Source organism: Pseudomonas sp. I8001 (assembly GCF_013385345.1).
GTDB lineage: Bacteria > Pseudomonadota > Gammaproteobacteria > Pseudomonadales > Pseudomonadaceae > Aquipseudomonas.
This window is the reverse complement of record NZ_JACAQC010000054.1, coordinates 74312-93334: the sequence shown is the minus strand read 5'-3', so window position 1 is coordinate 93334 and position 19023 is coordinate 74312. Positions and strand designations below refer to the sequence as shown.

Annotated in this window: 16 protein-coding genes and 1 pseudogene; 10 read left to right on the top strand and 7 right to left on the bottom strand. The window is 62.4% G+C overall.

Features of this window, described 5'->3' with window-relative positions; translation table 11 throughout:
- Nucleotides 1-114 precede the first annotated feature (114 nt).
- Together HX839_RS27820 and rimI are read left to right on the top strand one after the other, a co-directional pair.
- The gene (locus tag HX839_RS27820) at nt 115-852 is read left to right on the top strand and encodes a hypothetical protein (protein WP_003214379.1); all 738 of its coding nucleotides are present in this window, start codon (nt 115-117) and stop codon (nt 850-852) included.
- Nucleotides 845-1297, top strand: coding sequence for a ribosomal protein S18-alanine N-acetyltransferase (gene rimI / locus HX839_RS27815; protein ID WP_003214382.1), 453 nt, complete (start codon nt 845-847; stop codon nt 1295-1297). The genes HX839_RS27820 and rimI overlap by 8 nt, the downstream gene beginning before the upstream one ends.
- Nucleotides 1298-1432: 135 nt before the next feature.
- Here rimI and HX839_RS27810 read toward each other — a convergent pair whose 3' ends face one another.
- Nucleotides 1433-1837 carry a hypothetical protein gene (locus HX839_RS27810; protein ID WP_003214383.1) on the bottom strand — a complete coding sequence of 135 codons (405 nt, stop codon included), beginning with the start codon at nt 1835-1837 and terminating at the stop codon, nt 1433-1435.
- A gap of 150 nt (nt 1838-1987) precedes the next feature.
- On the opposite strand from HX839_RS27810, the gene can reads away from it, so the two are divergent.
- Nucleotides 1988-2632: a carbonate dehydratase gene (gene can / locus HX839_RS27805; protein ID WP_003214385.1), complete on the top strand. Its 645-nt coding sequence runs from the start codon at nt 1988-1990 to the stop codon at nt 2630-2632.
- Here the strand turns inward: can and HX839_RS27800 are convergent.
- The 3 genes from HX839_RS27800 to acpA all read right to left on the bottom strand — a co-directional run bounded on the left by HX839_RS27800 (nt 2629) and on the right by acpA (nt 6317).
- Nucleotides 2629-3153, bottom strand: coding sequence for a hypothetical protein (locus HX839_RS27800; protein ID WP_003214386.1), 525 nt, complete (start codon nt 3151-3153; stop codon nt 2629-2631). The genes can and HX839_RS27800 overlap by 4 nt on opposite strands.
- Nucleotides 3154-3324: 171 nt before the next feature.
- Nucleotides 3325-4494 (bottom strand): hypothetical protein, encoded by a 1170-nt coding sequence (locus HX839_RS27795; RefSeq protein ID WP_177047080.1) that lies wholly within the window; start codon nt 4492-4494, stop codon nt 3325-3327.
- A 122-nt stretch (nt 4495-4616) separates the two neighbouring features.
- Complete coding sequence (acpA, locus tag HX839_RS27790; protein WP_177068020.1) at nt 4617-6317, bottom strand: acid phosphatase; 1701 nt, start codon at nt 6315-6317, stop codon at nt 4617-4619.
- Between the two features lie 159 nt (nt 6318-6476).
- Here acpA and HX839_RS27785 point away from each other — a divergent pair, with 159 nt between their 5' ends.
- A complete protein-coding gene (locus tag HX839_RS27785) occupies nt 6477-6767 on the top strand; it encodes a nucleotidyltransferase family protein (protein ID WP_003214393.1) in 291 nt (96 codons plus the stop codon).
- Nucleotides 6764-7109: pseudogene (locus HX839_RS27780) on the top strand (DUF86 domain-containing protein). Before HX839_RS27785 ends, HX839_RS27780 begins: the two are co-directional and overlap by 4 nt.
- 23 nt (nt 7110-7132) lie before the next feature.
- Here the strand turns inward: HX839_RS27780 and HX839_RS27775 are convergent.
- A complete protein-coding gene (locus HX839_RS27775; RefSeq protein ID WP_008437512.1) occupies nt 7133-8551 on the bottom strand; it encodes a short-chain fatty acid transporter in 1419 nt (472 codons plus the stop codon).
- A gap of 189 nt (nt 8552-8740) precedes the next feature.
- Here HX839_RS27775 and HX839_RS27770 point away from each other — a divergent pair, with 189 nt between their 5' ends.
- Nucleotides 8741-10024 (top strand): MFS transporter, encoded by a 1284-nt coding sequence (locus HX839_RS27770; protein ID WP_102368096.1) that lies wholly within the window; start codon nt 8741-8743, stop codon nt 10022-10024.
- A 105-nt stretch (nt 10025-10129) separates the two neighbouring features.
- On the opposite strand, the gene HX839_RS27765 is transcribed toward HX839_RS27770, so the two are convergent.
- The gene (locus tag HX839_RS27765) at nt 10130-11500 is read right to left on the bottom strand and encodes a gluconate:H+ symporter (protein WP_177039573.1); all 1371 of its coding nucleotides are present in this window, start codon (nt 11498-11500) and stop codon (nt 10130-10132) included.
- Nucleotides 11501-11717: 217 nt separating this feature from the next.
- On the opposite strand from HX839_RS27765, the gene HX839_RS27760 reads away from it, so the two are divergent.
- A complete protein-coding gene (locus HX839_RS27760; RefSeq protein WP_177068019.1) occupies nt 11718-12623 on the top strand; it encodes a cation diffusion facilitator family transporter in 906 nt (301 codons plus the stop codon).
- 3 nt (nt 12624-12626) lie between these two features.
- Here the strand turns inward: HX839_RS27760 and HX839_RS27755 are convergent, their stop codons facing one another.
- Nucleotides 12627-13301, bottom strand: coding sequence for a heavy metal response regulator transcription factor (locus tag HX839_RS27755; RefSeq protein ID WP_008437506.1), 675 nt, complete (start codon nt 13299-13301; stop codon nt 12627-12629).
- 161 nt (nt 13302-13462) lie between these two features.
- On the opposite strand from HX839_RS27755, the gene HX839_RS27750 reads away from it, so the two are divergent.
- From HX839_RS27750 to HX839_RS27740, 3 genes are read left to right on the top strand one after another with little or no spacing between them, the layout of a single operon-like run.
- Complete coding sequence (locus tag HX839_RS27750) at nt 13463-14686, top strand: TolC family protein (protein WP_177068018.1); 1224 nt, start codon at nt 13463-13465, stop codon at nt 14684-14686.
- Nucleotides 14687-14704: 18 nt separating this feature from the next.
- Complete coding sequence (locus HX839_RS27745; RefSeq protein WP_003214413.1) at nt 14705-15817, top strand: efflux RND transporter periplasmic adaptor subunit; 1113 nt, start codon at nt 14705-14707, stop codon at nt 15815-15817.
- Nucleotides 15818-15835: 18 nt separating this feature from the next.
- A complete protein-coding gene (locus HX839_RS27740) occupies nt 15836-18997 on the top strand; it encodes a CusA/CzcA family heavy metal efflux RND transporter (protein WP_177068017.1) in 3162 nt (1053 codons plus the stop codon).
- Nucleotides 18998-19023: the final 26 nt, after the last annotated feature.

The following is a 19023-nucleotide window of genomic DNA, read 5'->3' as shown; positions in this document are numbered from 1 at the left end:
ACGATCAACTGCGGGCGATCTTCGTCGAAGGGCGGTAGAATCCCTGTTCTTTAGTTATCCACAAGTGGCCGACCTTTGCTTATCGAGTCCCGACGTCGCGCTTACTTGACCGCCATGCAGGTGGTCAACTGGCTGCCGCGCACTGAATTACCGTTCGCCGCCCCTTCGCGGCCCGAGCTGTTGGAGGCCCCGGAACCGTTCGAGGCTTTCGAGCCTTCGGGTGAGGAGGCGGCTGCGCCGGTGCCGCTGGTCAAGCCCGTGGCAGAAACCCCGGTGGTCCGGCCAAAGGTCGAAGTGCCGCGCCCGTCGCCGGTGGCCAAGCCGGTCGTCGCCGAAGAGGCGCCTGCCGTGGTCAAGGCTCCGGTCGTACCGCCGCCACGCTTTGCCCTGCAACTGCTGCGGGCCGGGCGATGCCTGCTGCTGGTGGAGTTACCCACAGGCGAGCGCTTCCAGGCCCGCGACCCGGCCTATCTGCTGCTCAAGGACATGTTGCGCGCCGCCGGCCTGCCCGACAGTCCGCAAATCGTTGGCGAGCCGGTGCGCTGGCCGCTGCTGGCCCGGGGCACCATGGACCAGGGCCCGGAAGCTGCACGGGATTTTGTGCAAGGTTTTGTCTCGGCGCGCCTGGAAGACGAACCCTGCGTGTGCCTGTGGCTGATCGGCCTGCCCGCCGTGCGTTTTGCCGGCGAAGCGAATGCCGAGGCCTGGTACCGCGAACTGCAGGTCGAAGGCCTGGGCTCCGTCTGGGCCCTGCCGGGCCTGGAACTATTAATGGAAGAGCCACAGCGTAAGGCTGATGTCTGGCAAGCCATGCGCCGGCTGATGGCGCGCTGGAAAAGTACCGATGAGTGAAGCTTTATCCTTCCGCCCGATGACCGAGGCGGACCTCGACGCTGTACTGAAGATCGAATACGCAGCGTTCAGCCACCCCTGGACCCGCGGGATTTTTCTCGACGGGCTGGGCAAGTACCAGATCTGGCTGATGTTCGAAGGTGAGCAGCAGGTGGGCCACGGGGTGGTGCAGATCATCCTCGATGAAGCGCATTTGCTGAACATCACCGTCAAGCCGGAAAACCAGGGCCGTGGCCTGGGCTTGAGCTTGCTGGAGCACCTGATGTCCCGGGCCTACGAGGCCAAGGCGCGGGAATGTTTCCTGGAAGTGCGCGACAGCAACACCGGCGCGTTCCGGCTGTACGAGCGTTATGGTTTCAACGAAATTGGCCGTCGGCGGGATTATTACCCCGCCGTCGGTGGCCGCGAAGATGCGGTGGTGATGGCCTGCACCCTGGTCGACTAAACACAGGGCCCAATGTGGGAGCGGGCTTGGTGGGAGCGGGCTTGCTCGCGAAGGCGATGGTCCAGTCGCCAGATGTAATGACTGACACACCGCCTTCGCGAGCAAGCCCGCTCCCACATTCAGTTCGGCAGGGTGTCAGCGGTTGCCGTCTACTGGATCGATATCGGCCAACTCGGCCTCATCCAGGCCATTGCCGCCGCCGATCTCGTCTTCATCGACGATACTCAAATCGTAATCCGCCGGATGGTCTTCACCTGCTTCCTGCGCATCCCGCGCGCCATCCTCATGGATCAGCGTTTCCGGGCTCATGTCATCATCGGTTGAGTCATGATCGTCAGTGGAAGCACCGGTCATCCCGGCTTCGCGCACCCGTTCGTCGGGCATCAGGTGCTCACGCTCCCGAGGCGGAATTTCGTCGCCGATTTCCGCAGTCGGCTCCTCCTTGTCAAAATCCAGCTCGCGCATTTCGCCCATGCGATCTTCGTTGTCATCAATCGGTTCCGGCTGTGTAGCGCCGTAGGGACGTCGTGATTCAGTCATGGCGATTCCTCATACTGTGGGGCTTATAGTGTGTGGACAGGCATGGCTCCCCAAGATTCAAGAAATTGCCGCCGGCTATCTTTATTGTTGGCGTGACCCGGACGGGCGGTCGAGTGTCAAAACTGCGCATCATTCCTGAGGCTTTCCCTGATGAACGAACTACAAGACTTGCTTGATAACAACGAACGCTGGGCGGATGCGATCAAACAGGAAGATCCCGAATTCTTCGCCAAGCTCGCCCGCCAGCAAACCCCGGAATACCTGTGGATCGGCTGTTCCGACGCCCGCGTGCCGGCCAACGAGATCGTCGGCATGCTGCCTGGCGACCTGTTTGTGCACCGCAACGTGGCCAACGTGGTATTGCACACCGACCTCAATTGCCTGTCGGTGATCCAGTACGCAGTCGACGTGCTCAAGGTCAAACACATCCTGGTGACCGGCCACTATGGCTGCGGTGGCGTACGCGCCTCGATGCAGGACAACCAGTTGGGCCTGATCGACGGCTGGCTGCGCACCATCCGTGACCTGTACTACGAAAACCGCGACGTACTGGCCCAGTTGCCCACGGAAGAGGAACGCGTAGACCGCCTGTGCGAACTGAACGTGATCCAGCAGGTGGCCAACGTCGGCCACACCAGCATCGTGCAGAACGCTTGGCACCGCGGGCAGAGCCTGTCGGTTCATGGCTGCATTTACGGGATCAAGGACGGCCGCTGGAAAAGCCTGAACACCACCATTAGTGGCTTCGAGCAACTGCCGCCGCAATACCGCCTGCGCCCGCTGGGTGCGGTCTAAGGGCTTTTGCGTTCGCGCCACTGCTCCATGAATTGCTGACCCTCGGGATTCAACGGCTCCTTCATGCCGGTGATCCAGCCCCGACAGTTGAGCTCGCCGCACTGGCAGCGAAACTGTCGGAACAATACGTCCTCGGTGTGGGCGTAGTCCATGGTCAGCAGGGCGCCAGCGGGAATGGGCTGAACGGACCACAGTTCCAGGTATGTCATGTCGAGAAACGCGTTCGGGTTGCACGAGTGCGAAAGCAAGCCGCTGAACCACGGGTCGTACAAGTGGATACGCGAGGACATCTGCACCGTATGCAGGCGCCGCTCATTCAATGCGTAGCCGGACACCCTGGCGATACACAGGCGGCTGTCAAAGGCGACGCGGGTCTTGATTCCGTCGCCTGAACCGTCTCGGGTACGCACCACTTCATAGTCGCGAGCGCGGGGGTAGCCGTGTTCGGCGAGGGCGGTCGCGAACGGGTAAAGACACTTGCTCACAGCGGTTTTAGCCTTGTCCATGGCTTGAGTTTTCATGACTCTCCAGGAGGGGCTGCATCGACCTGCCGGTGGTGTCTTGACTGCCAGTCTTGCAGCGGATGGGCGCGGCTCAAGACTCGCTTAAGTGGGAGCCAATTTCTACTGTCAAATCTGACAGTAGAAATTGGCTATCTTTTATGTAGGAAAACGCCCTTCTGGCAGCCTGCTTCAGAGCGCCGGTGCTTCAATCGCCGGTTCTGGCACTGCGCTTTTCAATTGCCTCAGCTGGGTCTTGATCGCCGGCTGGGCACACTTGGCGTTCGCTTGATCGGGCGTCAGCTCGCGGATAGAGGTGTAGAACAGTTCGCAGGTCTGCTCCTTGCGCGTTACCTGCCAGGTGTTCATGCAGCCTTTGAGCTGCACATTCGGATCGCTGGCGGGCTTCTGGCCCATCGAGGCCTGCCAGCAGGCGGCGCTCAAGTCCTGGCCCATCACCTTCAAACCGGCCTCGTCGGCCTTTTGCTCGTCACCGTCATAGGTGTCGGGGTTGGCGGCATACCAGATGTAGCTTGGGTGATTGGCACCCAGTACGGCGACCTGGCTCCCGACGGCCGGGCTGATTTGCGCCAGGCCCAGTACGGCAACGGTTTGCCCGTATTGCTGCTTGATCCAGCTGCGCACCGGCGCGCCGAAGGCCACCATCGGCAACGCGCCGCCCGCGTGCTGGCTCAGCTCCTTGACCATCCGCGTCTGGTAGTCGGTGAAGTAACCGTACACACCTTCCAGGTCCTTGCCCGCCGTGGCAGGGGCGGCGATCGGGGCGATGTCGATGATGGTCTGGTATTCCGGCGTCTGGGTCGCCGGGATGCCGTTGGCCGTGAGCAAGGTCGCCCAGCGGTCGGTGGTGGCCGACTCCAGGTAGTCCTGGAAGTGGGTCAGGGAATAATCCGGCGGGAAGTGCAGCAGCTCGATGCTCTTGCGGTTTTCCAGGGCCATGCCCAGCGGCAGGAACAGGTACCAGTTGAACTGCCATTTGCCATCACCATTGAGTTTGCTGGCGCCCTGGTAAGCCAGGTCGGCGGTATCGAGCAAGGTGGTCAACGGCTGGCCATAACCGTCTGGCACACCGCTGAACGTGGCCAGCACCTGGTCATGCTCGGTTTTGACGCTGACTTTGCCCCGGCTGTAACCGTCGCGTTGCAGGCTCTGGTTCAGGTAGTGCTCGACGGTCTGTTCCAGCGTCCAGGGACGAAAACAGATGACGCTGCAATTGTTCGGGTACGCGAACAACTGGGTGACCCGTTGCGGGGTACCCAGCGGTACGGTGATGTCAGCCTGTACGACCGCACTCAAGGTCAGTGCGGCCAGGGTGAAGGACAACCTGGTGAGTTTGAACATGGATGGTTCCCTGTCAGCGAAAGCCCGTCTGCGCGGGGTGAATGCCCACCCTCACACAGTAGCGGTTGACCGGGAAAAGCGCGTAGAAAAACTACGCGCTTGTCGCTTTTGAGCAAGTGCGTCTACACCTTGAAGTGCAGGGCGTTGGTCAGGTCACCCATGGGTTTCTGGCCGCGCGCGGTCATGGCGTCGTCACGCTGCTTGAGCCCGTCGAGGGTTTCCAGCTGGAACACCCGGGTGATCAGACGCAGGATCGACGCGGTGTCGTAGACGGTATGGTCCACCGTGCCCTTGCGCGCGAACGGCGAGACCACCAGTGCCGGAATCCGCGTGCCCGGGCCCCAGCGATCGCCTTTTGGCGGTGCAACGTGGTCCCACCAGCCGCCGTTTTCATCGACGGTGACGATCACCACCATGTTCTTCCACTGCGGGCTTTCCTGCAGCACCTTCAAGGCGCGGGTGATATGCCGGTCGCCCGAAGCGACGTCGGCGTAACCGGCGTGCATATTCAGGTTGCCCTGGGGTTTGTAGAAGGTCACCGCAGGCAGCTTGCCGGCCTGGGCATCGGCGAAGAACTTGTTGGTGCTGGCGTCATCCCCCAGGCCGCCATCGCGCAGGCGTTTATTGCGCTCAGCCGGGTTTTCCGGGCCTTGCTGCTTGAAGTAGTTGAAGGGCTGGTGGTGGTACTGGAAGTTCGGAATCTTCGGAATGCCGCCCGAGTCCTTGAACTGATCCAGCGTTGCTTGCCACGCACCGGCGTACCAGGCCCAGTCGACGTTCTTTTTCGACAGTTTGTCGCCGATGTGCTCGTGGGTTTGTGGCACCAGCACGTTAGGCAAGTCGGGCTTGGAGTAATCCGGGCGCTCGGGGTCGCGAATCCAGGTAGGCCAGTAAGGCGGGGCCAGGGTGTTCACGCCGAAACCGTCCGGGGTCAGTGCGCTGGGGCCGAATTGCGGCGGGCCGGTCATGGCGCTGGCCGGGGACTTGTCCAGAGGCTTGAGGCGCGGGTCGGTCGGGTCGTCGCTTTGCAGCGTGGCGATCTGTGCCTTGGCCACCGATTGCGCAGCGTTTGGGTACACCGGCGGGGTGGCGCTGATCAGGTATTGGTGGTTGAGGAACGAGCCGCCAAACGCGCCCTGGAAGAAGTTATCGCAGAGCACAAACTCCTTCGCCACGTCCCACAAGCGCAGGGCGTAACGGCTCTGGGCGTAATGGCCCATCAGCAGGCCGCCGGAGTCGCCCCAGGCGACGAACGCATCGTTTTTACCGCCATTGATCTGCATCTGGTTCTGATAGAACACGTGCCACAAATCCCGGGTGACCAGGCTCAGGGGCTGGTCTTCGCCATTCGGGCCTTTGAGGGCGAACGGAGCGTTGGGCAGGTTTTCCTGGTATTGCACTTCGCTGGGGTACGTGACGCCATCCACGGTCTGCGGGCCAACTTGCAACACGCCGCCCCATGTCGGGGGCAGGGTGCTCAGCAGGCTGCCGTCGCGGTCGCGCTGCTGATAGTCCGCAGGGGCGAGGGCCGACAATGGTTTCTCGACCCCGGGGAAATCCGCAAACAGGTTGTTGAAACTGCGGTTTTCGGCGTAGATCACCACCACGGTTTTAACCTGTTCGTGCAGGGCCTTGTCCAGCTCTTGCTGCGTCAGCGGGCGATCCACCGGCTTGCCCGGTGCCTCGCTGGTATTGCCGCAGGCACTCAGGGTCGCACCCACGCCCAGCACGGCCGCGCCTCCCAGGAAGCGCCGCCGGCTGCTGTCGACTGGCGGTTTGGCTTCAATGTCTTGGGAAGGGCGGTCTTTGTGCTCGTCGCTCATTGCTGGGAGTCCATGCGGGTTAGTTGTTGCAATATGTTTCGCCGGAACGGTAGCAATGGAATGTGACGGAACGAAGACAGCAGTGTGATCATGTGGGCATGCTTCCTGATCCCAAGCACTGCTAGACTGGCCCGATATTGCATACCGCAGAGGTGCCCCATGAAACCTTCAACTGCCCTGGATCTCAAGAGGGCTGCCGTGCGTGAAGTAGTAGGACGTTTCCATACCTCCAACCCAAGGGTGTTTGGGTCCGTTTTGTTGGGGACTGATAAAGACGGCAGTGATCTCGATTTACTGGTTGATGCGCTACCGGGAGCGACCCTTTTTGACCTTGGTGGGCTGCAGGTGGAGTTGGAAGACTTGCTCGGGGTAAACGTCGATTTGCTGACGCCTGGCGATCTGCCTCTGAAGTTTCGTGCTCAAGTCTTGGCTGAGGCCCGGCCCGTATGATCTCAAATCGGATTGGCGACTACCTGGAGCACATGCGCCAGGCATCGTCCGACGCGATCGACCTTTGTCGAAGGGGTGAGCAAACCTGAGTTTTTTGAAGACAAGCGTACCCAGCAAGCCGTGATCATGAGTTTGATCATCATCGGCGAAGCGTCGACCAAAATAATGGATCAACATCCAGAGTTTGCAGCCGCCCAACCGCAGGTGCCTTGGCGCAGTATGCGCGGGATGCGCAACCGGATTGCCCATGGTTACTTCGACATAAATCTTGAAGTGGTATGGGACACGGTTCAGCACGCGCTACCTGAGCTGCTGAACAACCTGCCAGCCGCACCCGCCTGAAGAGCGGGTGCAGCTTCAGATAATTAAGGCATCACCGGCGGCAAATATTTAAGCGTCGTGCCCAACGCCCACAGCAGGAACAACACCAGCGGCGTATGCACCAGCAGCTGCACAAACGAAAAACCGATCAAGTCCCGCGCCTTCAACCCCAGCACGCCCAGCAGCGGCAGCATATAGAACGGGTTGATCAGGTTCGGCAGCGCTTCGGCGGCGTTGTAGATCTGCACCGCCCAGCCCAGGTGATATTCCAGGTCATTGGCGACCTGCATCACGTACGGCGCCTCGATGATCCACTTGCCGCCGCCCGACGGGATGAAGAAGCCCAGCACCGCCGAGTACACGCCCATCAACAGCGCGTAGGTGTCGTGGGACGCGATCGAGGTGAAGAAGGTCGAGATATGGTGCGCCAGGGTCGCGCCGTCACTGCCTTTCACCACGGTCATCAGCGCGGCAATCGAGCCATATAGCGGGAACTGGATCAGCACCCCGGTGGTGGTGGGTACCGCACGGGCCACCGCATCGAGAAAACTGCGCGGACGCCAGTGCAGTAGGGCACCGACCATCAGGAACAGGAAGTTATAGGTGTTCAGCCCCGAGATCGCGCTGATCGCCGGTTTGGTCGAGAATTCATGGAACAACCAACCGGCGGCCAGCAACGCCAGCAGGATGGTCAGCAACGGGCTGTGCTCCAGCCACTCGCCCGGACGGGTCGGCGGTTGTGGCTTGGGCATGTTGAAGGCCGGGTCGATACCGCAAGCCTTGGCGTCACGGGCGGAGTTCGGCCCGGGCGCGGTGGCGTAGGCGATGATCAGCGACACCACGATCAGCGCCAGCAACAGCACGCCGGACTGCCACAGAAAGATGGTGTCGGTGAACGGGATCATCCCGGTGATCGACAGGATCGACGGCGGCAAACTGGCCGGGTTGGCCTGCAACTGAGCCGCTGACGACGACAGCCCCAGCGCCCAAACGGCACCCAGGCCGAGGTAGGCCGCAGCACCGGCCGCGCGGTAATCCATGCGCAAATCCGTACGCCGGGCCAGCGCACGCACCAGCAAACCACCGAACACCAGGGACAGGCCCCAGTTGAGCAACGAGGCGACCATCGAAATCAGCGCCACCCAGGCCACGGCAGAACGGCCGTTCTTCGGGATGCGCGCCAGGCGGTCGATCAACTTTACGGCGGGCGGGGAGCTGGCGACCACGTAACCGCCAATCACCACAAAGGCCATTTGCATGGTGAACGGGATCAAGCTCCAGAAACCGTCACCAAAGGCCTTGGCGGCCTCGGTCGGCGCGGCGCCCATGCCCAGGGTCGCCACCGCGACAATGATCACGGCGAGGGCGGCAAACACCCAGGAGTCCGGAAACCAGCGCTCGGCGAAGTTTGAACAACGCAGGGCGAATCGGGCGTAGCGGCTGTCTTCGATAGCATCGGCCACGTTCAGTACCTCTATTTGTATTTATTATGGGGGGCGGCAGTTTTGCTGCATGTTCCTCTACGGCTATTCATTTGGGAATGTAGTTATCTTCATTGATCAATGAGTAAAGCAAATATATCCGGCGAGATTGCCATCACCGGGCCCAGCTCATAACCTGCAGGCCATTTTGTTTGTCTGCCGAGCTTTTCCATGACTGCCACCTCTTATCCACAGGCGCAGCGTTTCTCCCGCTCCGACTACAAAACCCTGGGCCTGGCTGCCCTGGGCGGGGCCCTGGAAATCTACGACTTCATCATCTTCGTATTTTTCGCGCTGACCCTCAGCCAGTTGTTCTTCCCGCCGGAAATGCCCGAGTGGCTGCGTCTGCTGCAAAGCTTCGGCATCTTTGTCACCGGCTACCTCGCGCGCCCGCTGGGCGGAATCCTGATGGCACACTTCGCCGATCACCTGGGGCGCAAACGAGTGTTCAGCCTGAGCATCCTGATGATGGCGCTGCCGTGCCTGCTGATCGGCATCATGCCCACCTACGCACACATCGGTTATTTCGCACCGTTGATCCTGCTGGCGCTGCGCATCCTCCAGGGTGCGGCAGTGGGCGGGGAAGTGCCCAGCGCCTGGGTGTTTGTCGCCGAACACGCTCCGGACAACCATCGTGGTTATGCCCTGGGCTTCCTCCAGGCCGGGCTGACCTTCGGCTACCTGCTCGGCGCGCTGACGGCGACGCTGCTGGCGCAAGTCTTCACCCCGGCCGAAATCCTCGACTACGCCTGGCGCTTCCCGTTCCTGCTCGGCGGCGTGTTCGGCGTGATCGGTGTCTGGCTGCGGCGCTGGCTCAGCGAAACCCCGGTGTTCCTGCAAATGCAGGCCCGTCGCCAGGCCGGCGCCGAACTGCCGCTGCGCACCGTCCTGCGTGAACACCGCAGCGCGCTGTTGCCGGCGATGATCCTCACCTGCGTGCTCACCTCGGCCGTCGTCGTGCTGGTGGTGATCACCCCGACCATGATGCAGAAAACCTTCGGCATGAGCCCCAGCCACACCTTCGCCTTGAGCGCGCTGGGCATCGTGTTCCTGAACATCGGTTGTGTGCTGGCCGGGCTGCTGGTGGACCGCATCGGCGCCTGGCGCGCGGTGTTGGTCTATAGCCTGCTGCTGCCGGTGGGGATTGCCGTGCTCTATGCGAGCCTGATTGCCGGTGGCGTGTGGCTGGGCGCAGCGTATGCAATTGCCGGCTTGAGTTGCGGGGTGGTGGGCGCGGTGCCGTCGGTGATGGTCAACCTGTTCCCGGCGCAGGTGCGGGTGTCGGGGATTTCCTTCACCTACAACATTGCCTATGCGCTGTGGGCGAGTACCACGCCGCTGATGTTGATCGCGTTGATGCCGACCAGCCCGTGGATCTGCGTGGGGTATTGCGTGGCGATGGGCGCGGTGGGCGCAGTGAGTGCGGCGCATTTTGGCAAGCGCCTACCCACCTGATCGTTCCCACGCTCTGCGTGGGAACGCCTCCCTGGACGCTCCGCGTCCGCTCGTGTAACGCGGAGCGTCACGGATGCATTCCCACGCGGAGCGTGGGAACGATCATTACGTCAGGAAGTGCCACATCAGCAATGTGCCCACCAGGCCCACCACCGACACAATGGTCTGCAACACCGACCACACCCAGATCGTCTGCTTCAGCTGCAAGCCGAAGTACTCGCGCACCATCCAGAAGCCGGCATCGTTGACGTGGCAGAAGAACACCGAGCCGGCACCAATCGCCAGGGCGACCAGTGAGCTTTGCGTCGCCGCCAATCCCGCCATCATCGGCGCCAGGATGCCCGCCGTTGTCGTGGTGGCGACGGTCGCCGACCCCGTGGCCTGACGCAGCGCCACCGCAATCAACCAGGCCAGCAACAGGTACGGCATGTGCGCGCCTTCGGCCACCTTGCTGATGGTCTGGCTCACGCCGGCATCCAGCAGGGTTTGCTTCAACCCGCCACCGGCGCCGATGGTCAGCAACAGCACCGCGATCGGCGCCAGCGCCTTGCGCAGGGTGTTGCCGACATCGGCCCGCGGCATGCCGCTGGCCCAGCCCAGGCAGATCACCGCGGCAATCACCGCCAGGCCCAGCGCGATCAACGGCTCACCGAGGAACTTCAAGGTCAGTGCCACCGGGCTTTCCGGCGACATGGCAACCTTGGCCAGGGTGCTGCCGAGCATCAGGATCACCGGCAACAGGATGATCAGCAGCGACACAGCAAAACTCGGCTGGCGCGGCGCCTTGGGCGGAGCACTGAACAGCGCGCCAATGTCGGCCGGCTCATCCACGTGCATGCGCTTGGACAGCCAGTTGCCGTACAACGGGCCGGCCAGAATCACGGCCGGTACCGCCAGGCAGAAGCCCAGCAACATGGTCAGGCCCAGGTCGGCGTGCAACGCGCTGACCGCAATCAGCGGCCCCGGATGCGGTGGCATCAAGGCGTGCAGGGTGGTCATCCCCGCCAGCGCCGGAATTGCGATTTTCAGCAGCGGCTGGTTCGAACGCTTGGCCATCACAAAGATGATCGGCACCATCATCACCAGGCCCACTTCGAAGAACAGCGGCAAGCCAATCACCATCGCCACCAGCGCCATCACCCAGGGCAACGACTTGCCCTTGCCCAACCCCAGCAGGGTGGTGGCGATACGGTCGGCAGCGCCGGACTCAGCCATCAACGCGCCGAGCATCGAGCCCAGGGCAATGATGATCCCGGCTTCACCGAGGATCGCCCCGGCGCCTTTGCTGAACGCCTTGGCCACTTCTTCCGGCGGCAAGCCGGCGCCGACACCGGCGATAAACGTACCGATCAGGATCGACAGGAAGGGCGGCAGCTTGGTCGCGCTGATCAACACAATGATGCTGGCGATGGCCAGTAATACGCAGAACATGAGGCGGGTGTCGTGAACCATCCACGCGGCAGTCGATAACTCCAAAACGGGACTCCTTATCGAACAGGTTGGCTAATGTGTTTCTTTTTGTTTCCTGCTCGAAAAGCATACCTGATACAACGGTTCCAGAGCGTTCATGTTCAATTTTGGTGCGCATGGCTTAACGCTCAGCTGACGGCGAGATGACAATTTTGCAACTCGTGCCGGTGGTTTTGGCCTATAGCTCTATGATCAACCGGACGACCACCCACGAGGATATTTCATGAGCGCAGGACACAGCCACGCCCAGGTACGCGCCGGCCACGAACGGCTGTTATGGATCGCATTGGCACTGACCGGCAGCTTTATGATCGCCGAGGTGATCGGCGCCTTTATCACCGGCAGCCTGGCGCTGTTGTCCGATGCCGCGCACATGATGACCGACGCCCTGGCGCTAGGGATTTCCCTGGTGGCGATCCAGGTCGCCAAGCGCGCCGCCGACCGCAAGCGCACCTTCGGCTATGCGCGTTTCGAGATCCTGGCGGCAGCGTTTAATGCGCTGCTGCTGTTCGGCGTTGCGTTCTACATCCTGTATGAGGCGTATCAACGCTTGCAGGCGCCCGCCGAGATCCAGTCCACCGGCATGCTGGTGATCGCGGTGCTGGGGCTGGTGGTCAACCTGATTTCCATGGGATTGCTGAGTGCGGCCAGCGGCGAAAGCCTGAATGTGAAGGGCGCTTACCTGGAGGTCTGGAGCGACATGCTCGGCTCCATCGGCGTGATCATCGCGGCGCTGGTGATCATGTACACCGGCTGGGGCTGGGTGGATTCGGTGGTGGCGGCAGCGATTGGCTTCTGGGTGTTGCCCCGCACCTGGACGCTGCTCAAGGAAAGCATGAACGTGCTGCTGCAAGGTGTGCCGGATGGCATTGATATCGACAAGGTGGAGCAGGCGATTCGCGGCGTTCCCGGGGTCAAGGACGTGCACGACCTGCATATCTGGGCCCTCACCAGCGGCAAGAACGTGCTGAGCACTCACTTGGTGGCGGATTCTGCCCAAGGCAGCGAGCAACAGATCCTCAGCCAGGTGACGGAGTTACTGCATGAACAATTCGATATTTCCCACGCCACGATCCAGATCGAGGGCGAAGGTTTTCAGCATGACGAGCACGACGAGGTGCACGCCTGACCGTCACTCACGGTCTTCCAGCACATAACCCACGCCGCGCAAGGTATGGATCAACTTGCGCTCGAACGGGTCATCGATCTTCGCCCGCAGGCGGCGGATCGACACTTCCACCACATTGGTGTCGCAATCAAAGTTCATGTCCCACACGAACGAGATAATTTGCGTGCGCGACAGCACCACGCCGCTCTGGCGCATCAGCAGGTGCAGCAGGGCGAACTCCTTGGTGGTCAGGTCGATGCGCTGCAAACCGCGAAACGCCCGGTGGCGGCCCTGATCCAATTCCAGGTCGGCCACCCGCAACACATCCGGCACCGGCGAATGCACGCTGCGGCGCATCAAGGTGCGCACCCGCGCGAGTAATTCGGGGAACTCAAACGGCTTGACCAGGTAATCATCGGCGCCCAGGTCCAGGCCCTTGATCCGGTCGGCGAGGCGGCCCTGGGCGGTCAGCATCATGATGCGGGTGCTGCTGTTCTGGCGGATGCGTTGCAGCACGTCCCAGCCATCCATCAACGGCAAATTCACGTCGAGCATCACCAGGTCGTAGGCGTGCTGGCGAGACAAATGCAGGCCGTCGGCGCCAGTGGCGGCACAGTCGACGATATAGCCACTTTCGCTCAATCCCTGATGTAGATAATCGGCGGTTTTAGGTTCGTCTTCGATAACCAGAATACGCATGTCGAGGATCCCGCTGGGCAGTGGAAAATTTGCCCGGAGCTTAAAGCAAAAGCCCGCGCCAGAGCCGTTGCTAACGGATTTGTAATGTTCTGGCCACTCCTCTGATAAGTACCGAAAGTTACATTGCCCACCTGTTAATTCATGGGCATGGAACTCTTGTTATGCCAACTTTTGTCCGCACGTTTATCGGCGCTTCGGTGCTGTTGCTGATGACGGTCCAGGGCGCAAACGCGCAAACCCTGACCCTCGAATCGGCCCTGCAAACCGCCTTCGCCAACAACCCCGACATGGCCGCTGCGCAGTGGGAAATCGACATCGCCCAAGGCGGTCGCCAGCAGGCCGGTTTGATCCCGAATCCGGTGGCCTCCTGGGACGCCGAAGACACCCGCCGCAACTCGCGCACCACCACCGTGAAACTGAGCCAAACCCTGGAGCTGGGTGGCAAGCGCGGCGCCCGGATTGATGTCGCCACCCGCGCTCAGGAGGCGGCCGCACTCACCCTGGAACAGCGTCGCAACGGGCTGCGTGCGGAGGTCATCGACGGTTACTACGGCGCACTTCGCGCCCAGGAACGCCTCGACCTGGCCCAGCGCTCATTGGCATTGGCCGAGCGCGGCCTGGTGGTGGCCAATGGTCGCGTCACCGCCGGCAAAACGTCCCCGGTGGAAGCCACCCGGGCCCAGGTGCAACTCTCGGAAATCCGCCTGGAATTCAACCGCGCGCAGATGGGCTTGAGCGATGCCTACCGGCGCCTCGCGGCCAGTACTGGCGCGGCCAGCACCGATTTCCAGGCCGTCGCCACCCAAGCCCAGGCCGCCCCGGCATTACCGTCGCCCGCGCAGCTGCTGGCGCGCCTGGAACAGACCGCCGAACTGCGCCTGGCCGAGCTGCAAATCGTCCAGGGCGAAGCGGCCCTGGGCCTGGAAAAAGCCCAGCGCATTCCCGACCTCGACGTGTCCATCGGCAGCCAATACGACGCCAGCGTGCGCGAGCGGGTCAACGTGGTGGGCGTGTCGATGCCGATCCCGCTGTTCAACCGCAACCAGGGCAACGTGCTGGCCGCGAGTCGCCGCGCCGACCAGGCCCGCGACCTGCGCAACGCTACCGAACTGCGCCTGCGCACCGAAACCCGCCAGGCCCTGGACCTTTGGCAAACCGCGAATACCGAAGTGCGCTCGTTCAACCAACAGATCCTGCCCGCCGCCCAAAGCGCGGTGGACAGCGCCACCCGCGGTTTCGAGATGGGCAAGTTCAACTTCCTCGACGTACTCGACGCCCAGCGCACCTTGATTGCGGCCCGCACCCAATACCTCGCGGCGACCGCCCAGGCCACCGAAGCCTGGGTGCGCATCGAACGGATTTACGGCGACCTTGCCCGGTTTTGATTTTTTCAGGAGCGTTCCATGAACAACAAACACAGGATGGCGCTGGCCGTTGCGCTGATGCTGGCGTGGCCGGCCATCAGCGGTGCGGCAGAGGCGGAAGAAGAAGGCAAGATCGAGCTGACCGAACAGCAGGTCCAGGCCGCCGGTATTCAACTGGCCCCGGCGCAATCCCGGCAGATCAGCACTGTGCTTTCGCTGCCGGGCGAGGTGCGTTTCGACGAAGACCGCACCTCCCACATCGTGCCGCGTGCTGCCGGCGTGGTGGAGTCGGTGAAGGTCAACCTCGGCCAATCGGTGAAGAAGGGCGAGCTGCTCGCGGTGATCGCCAGCCAGCAGATTTCCGATCAGCGCAGTGAACTGGCGGCCAGTGAGCGCCGGGTGGTACTGGCCCGCACCACCTTCCAGCGCGAGCGCCAGTTGTGGCAGGACAGGATCTCCGCCGAACAGGATTACCTGCTGGCGCGCCAGGCGCTGCAAGAGGCCGAAATCGCCCTGAACAATGCCCGGCAAAAGATGAACGCCCTGAGCGGCAGCGCCGTATTGGTCGGCGGCAATCGCTACGAACTGCGGGCGCCGTTCGACGGCGTAGTAGTGGAAAAACACCTGGGTGTCGGCGAAGTGGTGAGCGAGACCAGCAACGCCTTCACCCTGTCGGACCTGTCCCAGGTGTGGGTCACCTTCGGCGTGTTCCCCAAGGATTTGAACAAGGTCCGGGTCGGCAAACCGGTGAAGGTCACGTCCTCGGAAATGGGCACCGAAGTACTTGGCACCGTGGCCTATGTCGGCAACTTGCTGGGGGAGCAGACCCGCACCGCCACCGTACGCGTCACGGTGCCGAACCCCGACGCTTCGTGGCGTCCAGGGCTGTTCGTTTCCGTGCAGGTCGCCACCGACACCTACCCGGCCAAGGTCACCGTCCCCCAGGAGGCGATCCAGACCGTCGAGGACAAACCCTCGGTGTTCGTGCGCACCAGCGACGGCTTCATGACCCGGCATATCGAACTGGGCGTCAGCGAAAACGGTTTCGTCGAAGTGCGCCAGGGCCTCGACGCCGGCGCGCAGGTGGCCACCGTCGGCAGCTTCATCCTCAAGTCCGAGTTGGGCAAGGCCTCGGCCGAGCACGCCCATTGATCCTGCGAGTGATTTCCCATGTTTGAGCGCCTTATCCAATTCGCCATCGAGCAGCGCATCATCGTGCTGCTGGCGGTGCTGTTGATGGCCGGTGTCGGTATCGCCAGCTATCAGAAATTGCCCATCGACGCCGTGCCGGATATCACCAACGTCCAGGTGCAGATCAACTCGGCGGCGGCGGGTTTTTCGCCGCTGGAAACCGAGCAGCGCATCACCTTTCCCATCGAGACCGCCATGGCCGGGCTGCCGGGCTTGCAGCAGACCCGCTCGCTGTCGCGCTCGGGCTTGTCCCAGGTCACGGTGATTTTCAAGGACGGCACCGACCTGTTCTTCGCCCGCCAGCTGGTCAACGAACGCTTGCAGGTGGCTCGCGAGCAACTGCCCGATGGCATCGAAAGCATGATGGGGCCGATCTCCACCGGGCTCGGGGAAATCTTCCTGTGGACCGTGGAGGCGAAAGACGGCGCGCGCAAGGAGGACGGCTCAGCCTATACGCCGACCGACCTGCGGGTGATCCAGGACTGGATCATCAAGCCGCAACTGCGCAACGTGCCGGGGGTGGCCGAGATCAACACCATCGGCGGGTTTGCCAAGGAATACCAGATCGCCCCGGACCCCAAGCGCCTGGCGGCCTACAACCTGACCTTGGGCGACCTGGTCACGGCGCTGGAGCGCAACAACGCCAACGTCGGCGCCGGCTACATCGAGCGCAGTGGCGAGCAATTGCTGATCCGTGCGCCGGGGCAAGTCGCGTCCATCGACGACATTGCCAACATCGTCATCACCACTTCCGACGGTACGCCGATTCGGGTGCGCAACGTCGCCCAGGTCGACATTGGCCGCGGGCTGCGTACCGGTGCCGCCACGGAAAATGGCCGCGAAGTGGTGCTGGGCACGGTGTTCATGTTGATCGGCGAAAACAGCCGCACGGTGTCCCAGGCGGTCGCGAAAAAACTCGAAGAGATCAACCGTTCGCTGCCTGAAGGTGTGGTGGCCGTCACCGTCTACGACCGCACCAACCTGGTGGAAAAAGCCATCAGCACCGTGAAGAAAAACCTCTTCGAAGGGGCGCTGCTGGTGGTGGCGGTGCTGTTCCTGTTCCTCGGCAATATCCGCGCTGCGCTGATCACCGCGATGGTGATTCCCCTGGCCATGTTGTTCACCTTTACCGGGATGTTTACCAACAAGGTCAGCGCCAACCTGATGAGCCTCGGCGCGCTGGATTTCGGGATTATCGTGGATGGCGCGGTGGTGATCGTCGAAAACGCCATCCGCCGCCTGGCCCACGCCCAGCAGCGCTACGGGCGATTGCTGACCCGCAGCGAGCGCCTGCATGAAGTGTTTGCGGCGGCCAAGGAAGCGCGGCGCGCGCTGATCTTCGGGCAACTGATCATCATGGTGGTGTACCTGCCGATCTTCGCCCTCACCGGGGTGGCCGGGAAGATGTTCCACCCGATGGCGTTCACCGTGGTGATCGCGCTGCTGGGGGCAATGATTCTGTCCGTAACCTTCGTGCCGGCGGCCATTGCGCTGTTCGTCACCGGCAAGGTCAAGGAAGAGGAAAACCTGGTGATGCGCAGCGCACGCCGTGTCTACGCGCCGGTGCTGGATTGGGTGATGGCGCGCCGGCCGCTGGTGTTCGGCCTGGCGGTGCTGGCCATCGTTGCGTCGGGCCTGGTGGCCAGTCGCATGGGCAGCGAATTTATCCCCAGCCTCAGCGAGGGTGATTTCGCCCAACAAGCGTTGCGGGTGCCGGGCACCAGCCTGACGCAGTCGGTACAGATGCAGCAGCAACTGGAAAAGACCTTGATGGCCGAGGTGCCGGAAATCGAGCGGGTATTCGCCCGCACCGGCACCGCGGAAATCGCCTCCGACCCGATGCCGCCGAACATCTCCGACAGCTACGTGATGCTCAAGCCCAAGGACCAGTGGCCCGACCCGAAGAAGTCCCGCGAGGCAATCATCGCCGACATCCAGCGCGCCAGTGCGATTGTGCCGGGCAGCGTGTATGAACTGTCGCAACCGATCCAGCTGCGCTTCAACGAACTGATTTCCGGCGTGCGCAGTGACGTGGCGGTGAAGGTGTTTGGTGACGACATGGCGGTGCTCAACAAGACCGCCGGGGAAATCGCCGAGACCTTGCAAACCCTCAAGGGCGCCTCGGAAGTGAAGGTGGAACAGACCTCCGGCCTGCCGGTGCTGACCATCAATATCGACCGCGACAAGGCTGCGCGTTTCGGCCTGAACGTGGGCGATGTGCAAGACACGATCGCCGTCGCCGTGGGTGGGCGCCAGGCCGGGACGATGTACGAAGGCGACCGGCGTTTTGACATGGTCGTGCGTTTGTCGGACGCGCTGCGCACCGATATCGAAGGCCTGTCGCGGCTGTTGATTCCGATCCCGGCGCTGGCGAATAACGCGGCGGGGCAGTTGGGCTTTATCGCGCTGTCGGAAGTCGCCAGCCTGGACCTGGTGCTCGGCCCCAACCAGATCAGCCGCGAAAACGGCAAGCGCCTGGTGATCGTCAGCGCCAACGTGCGTGGGCGCGATATCGGCTCGTTTGTCGAGGAAGCCGGGACGGCCATCGACACTCAGGTGAAAATCCCCGCGGGCTACTGGACCACCTGGGGCGGCCAGTTCGAGCAGTTGAAGGAAGCTTCCGAGCGCTTGCGCATCGTGGTGCCGGTGGCGTTGCTGCTGGTGTTCGGGTTGCTGTTCATGATGTTCAACAACCTCAAGGACGGGCTGCTGGTGTTCACCGGGATTCCCTTCGCGTTGACCGGCGGGATCATGGCGCTGTGGCTGCGGGACATTCCGTTGTCGATCTCGGCGGGCGTGGGTTTTATCGCGCTGTCGGGGGTGGCGGTGCTGAACGGGTTGGTGATGATTGCGTTCATTCGCAACCTGCGGGAAGAGGGGCGCTCATTGTCGGTGGCCATCAACGAAGGCGCCCTGACGCGCTTGCGCCCGGTGTTGATGACGGCGTTGGTGGCGTCGCTGGGGTTTATCCCCATGGCCCTGGCCACCGGCACCGGCGCCGAAGTACAGCGCCCGTTGGCGACGGTGGTGATTGGCGGGATTATCTCGTCGACGCTGCTGACCCTGCTGGTATTGCCGGCGCTGTATCACTGGGCGCACCGGCGTGAAGAACAGGAAGACCGCCCGATGCCTGGCCAATAACCTGTGGTGAGGGAGCAAGCTCCCTC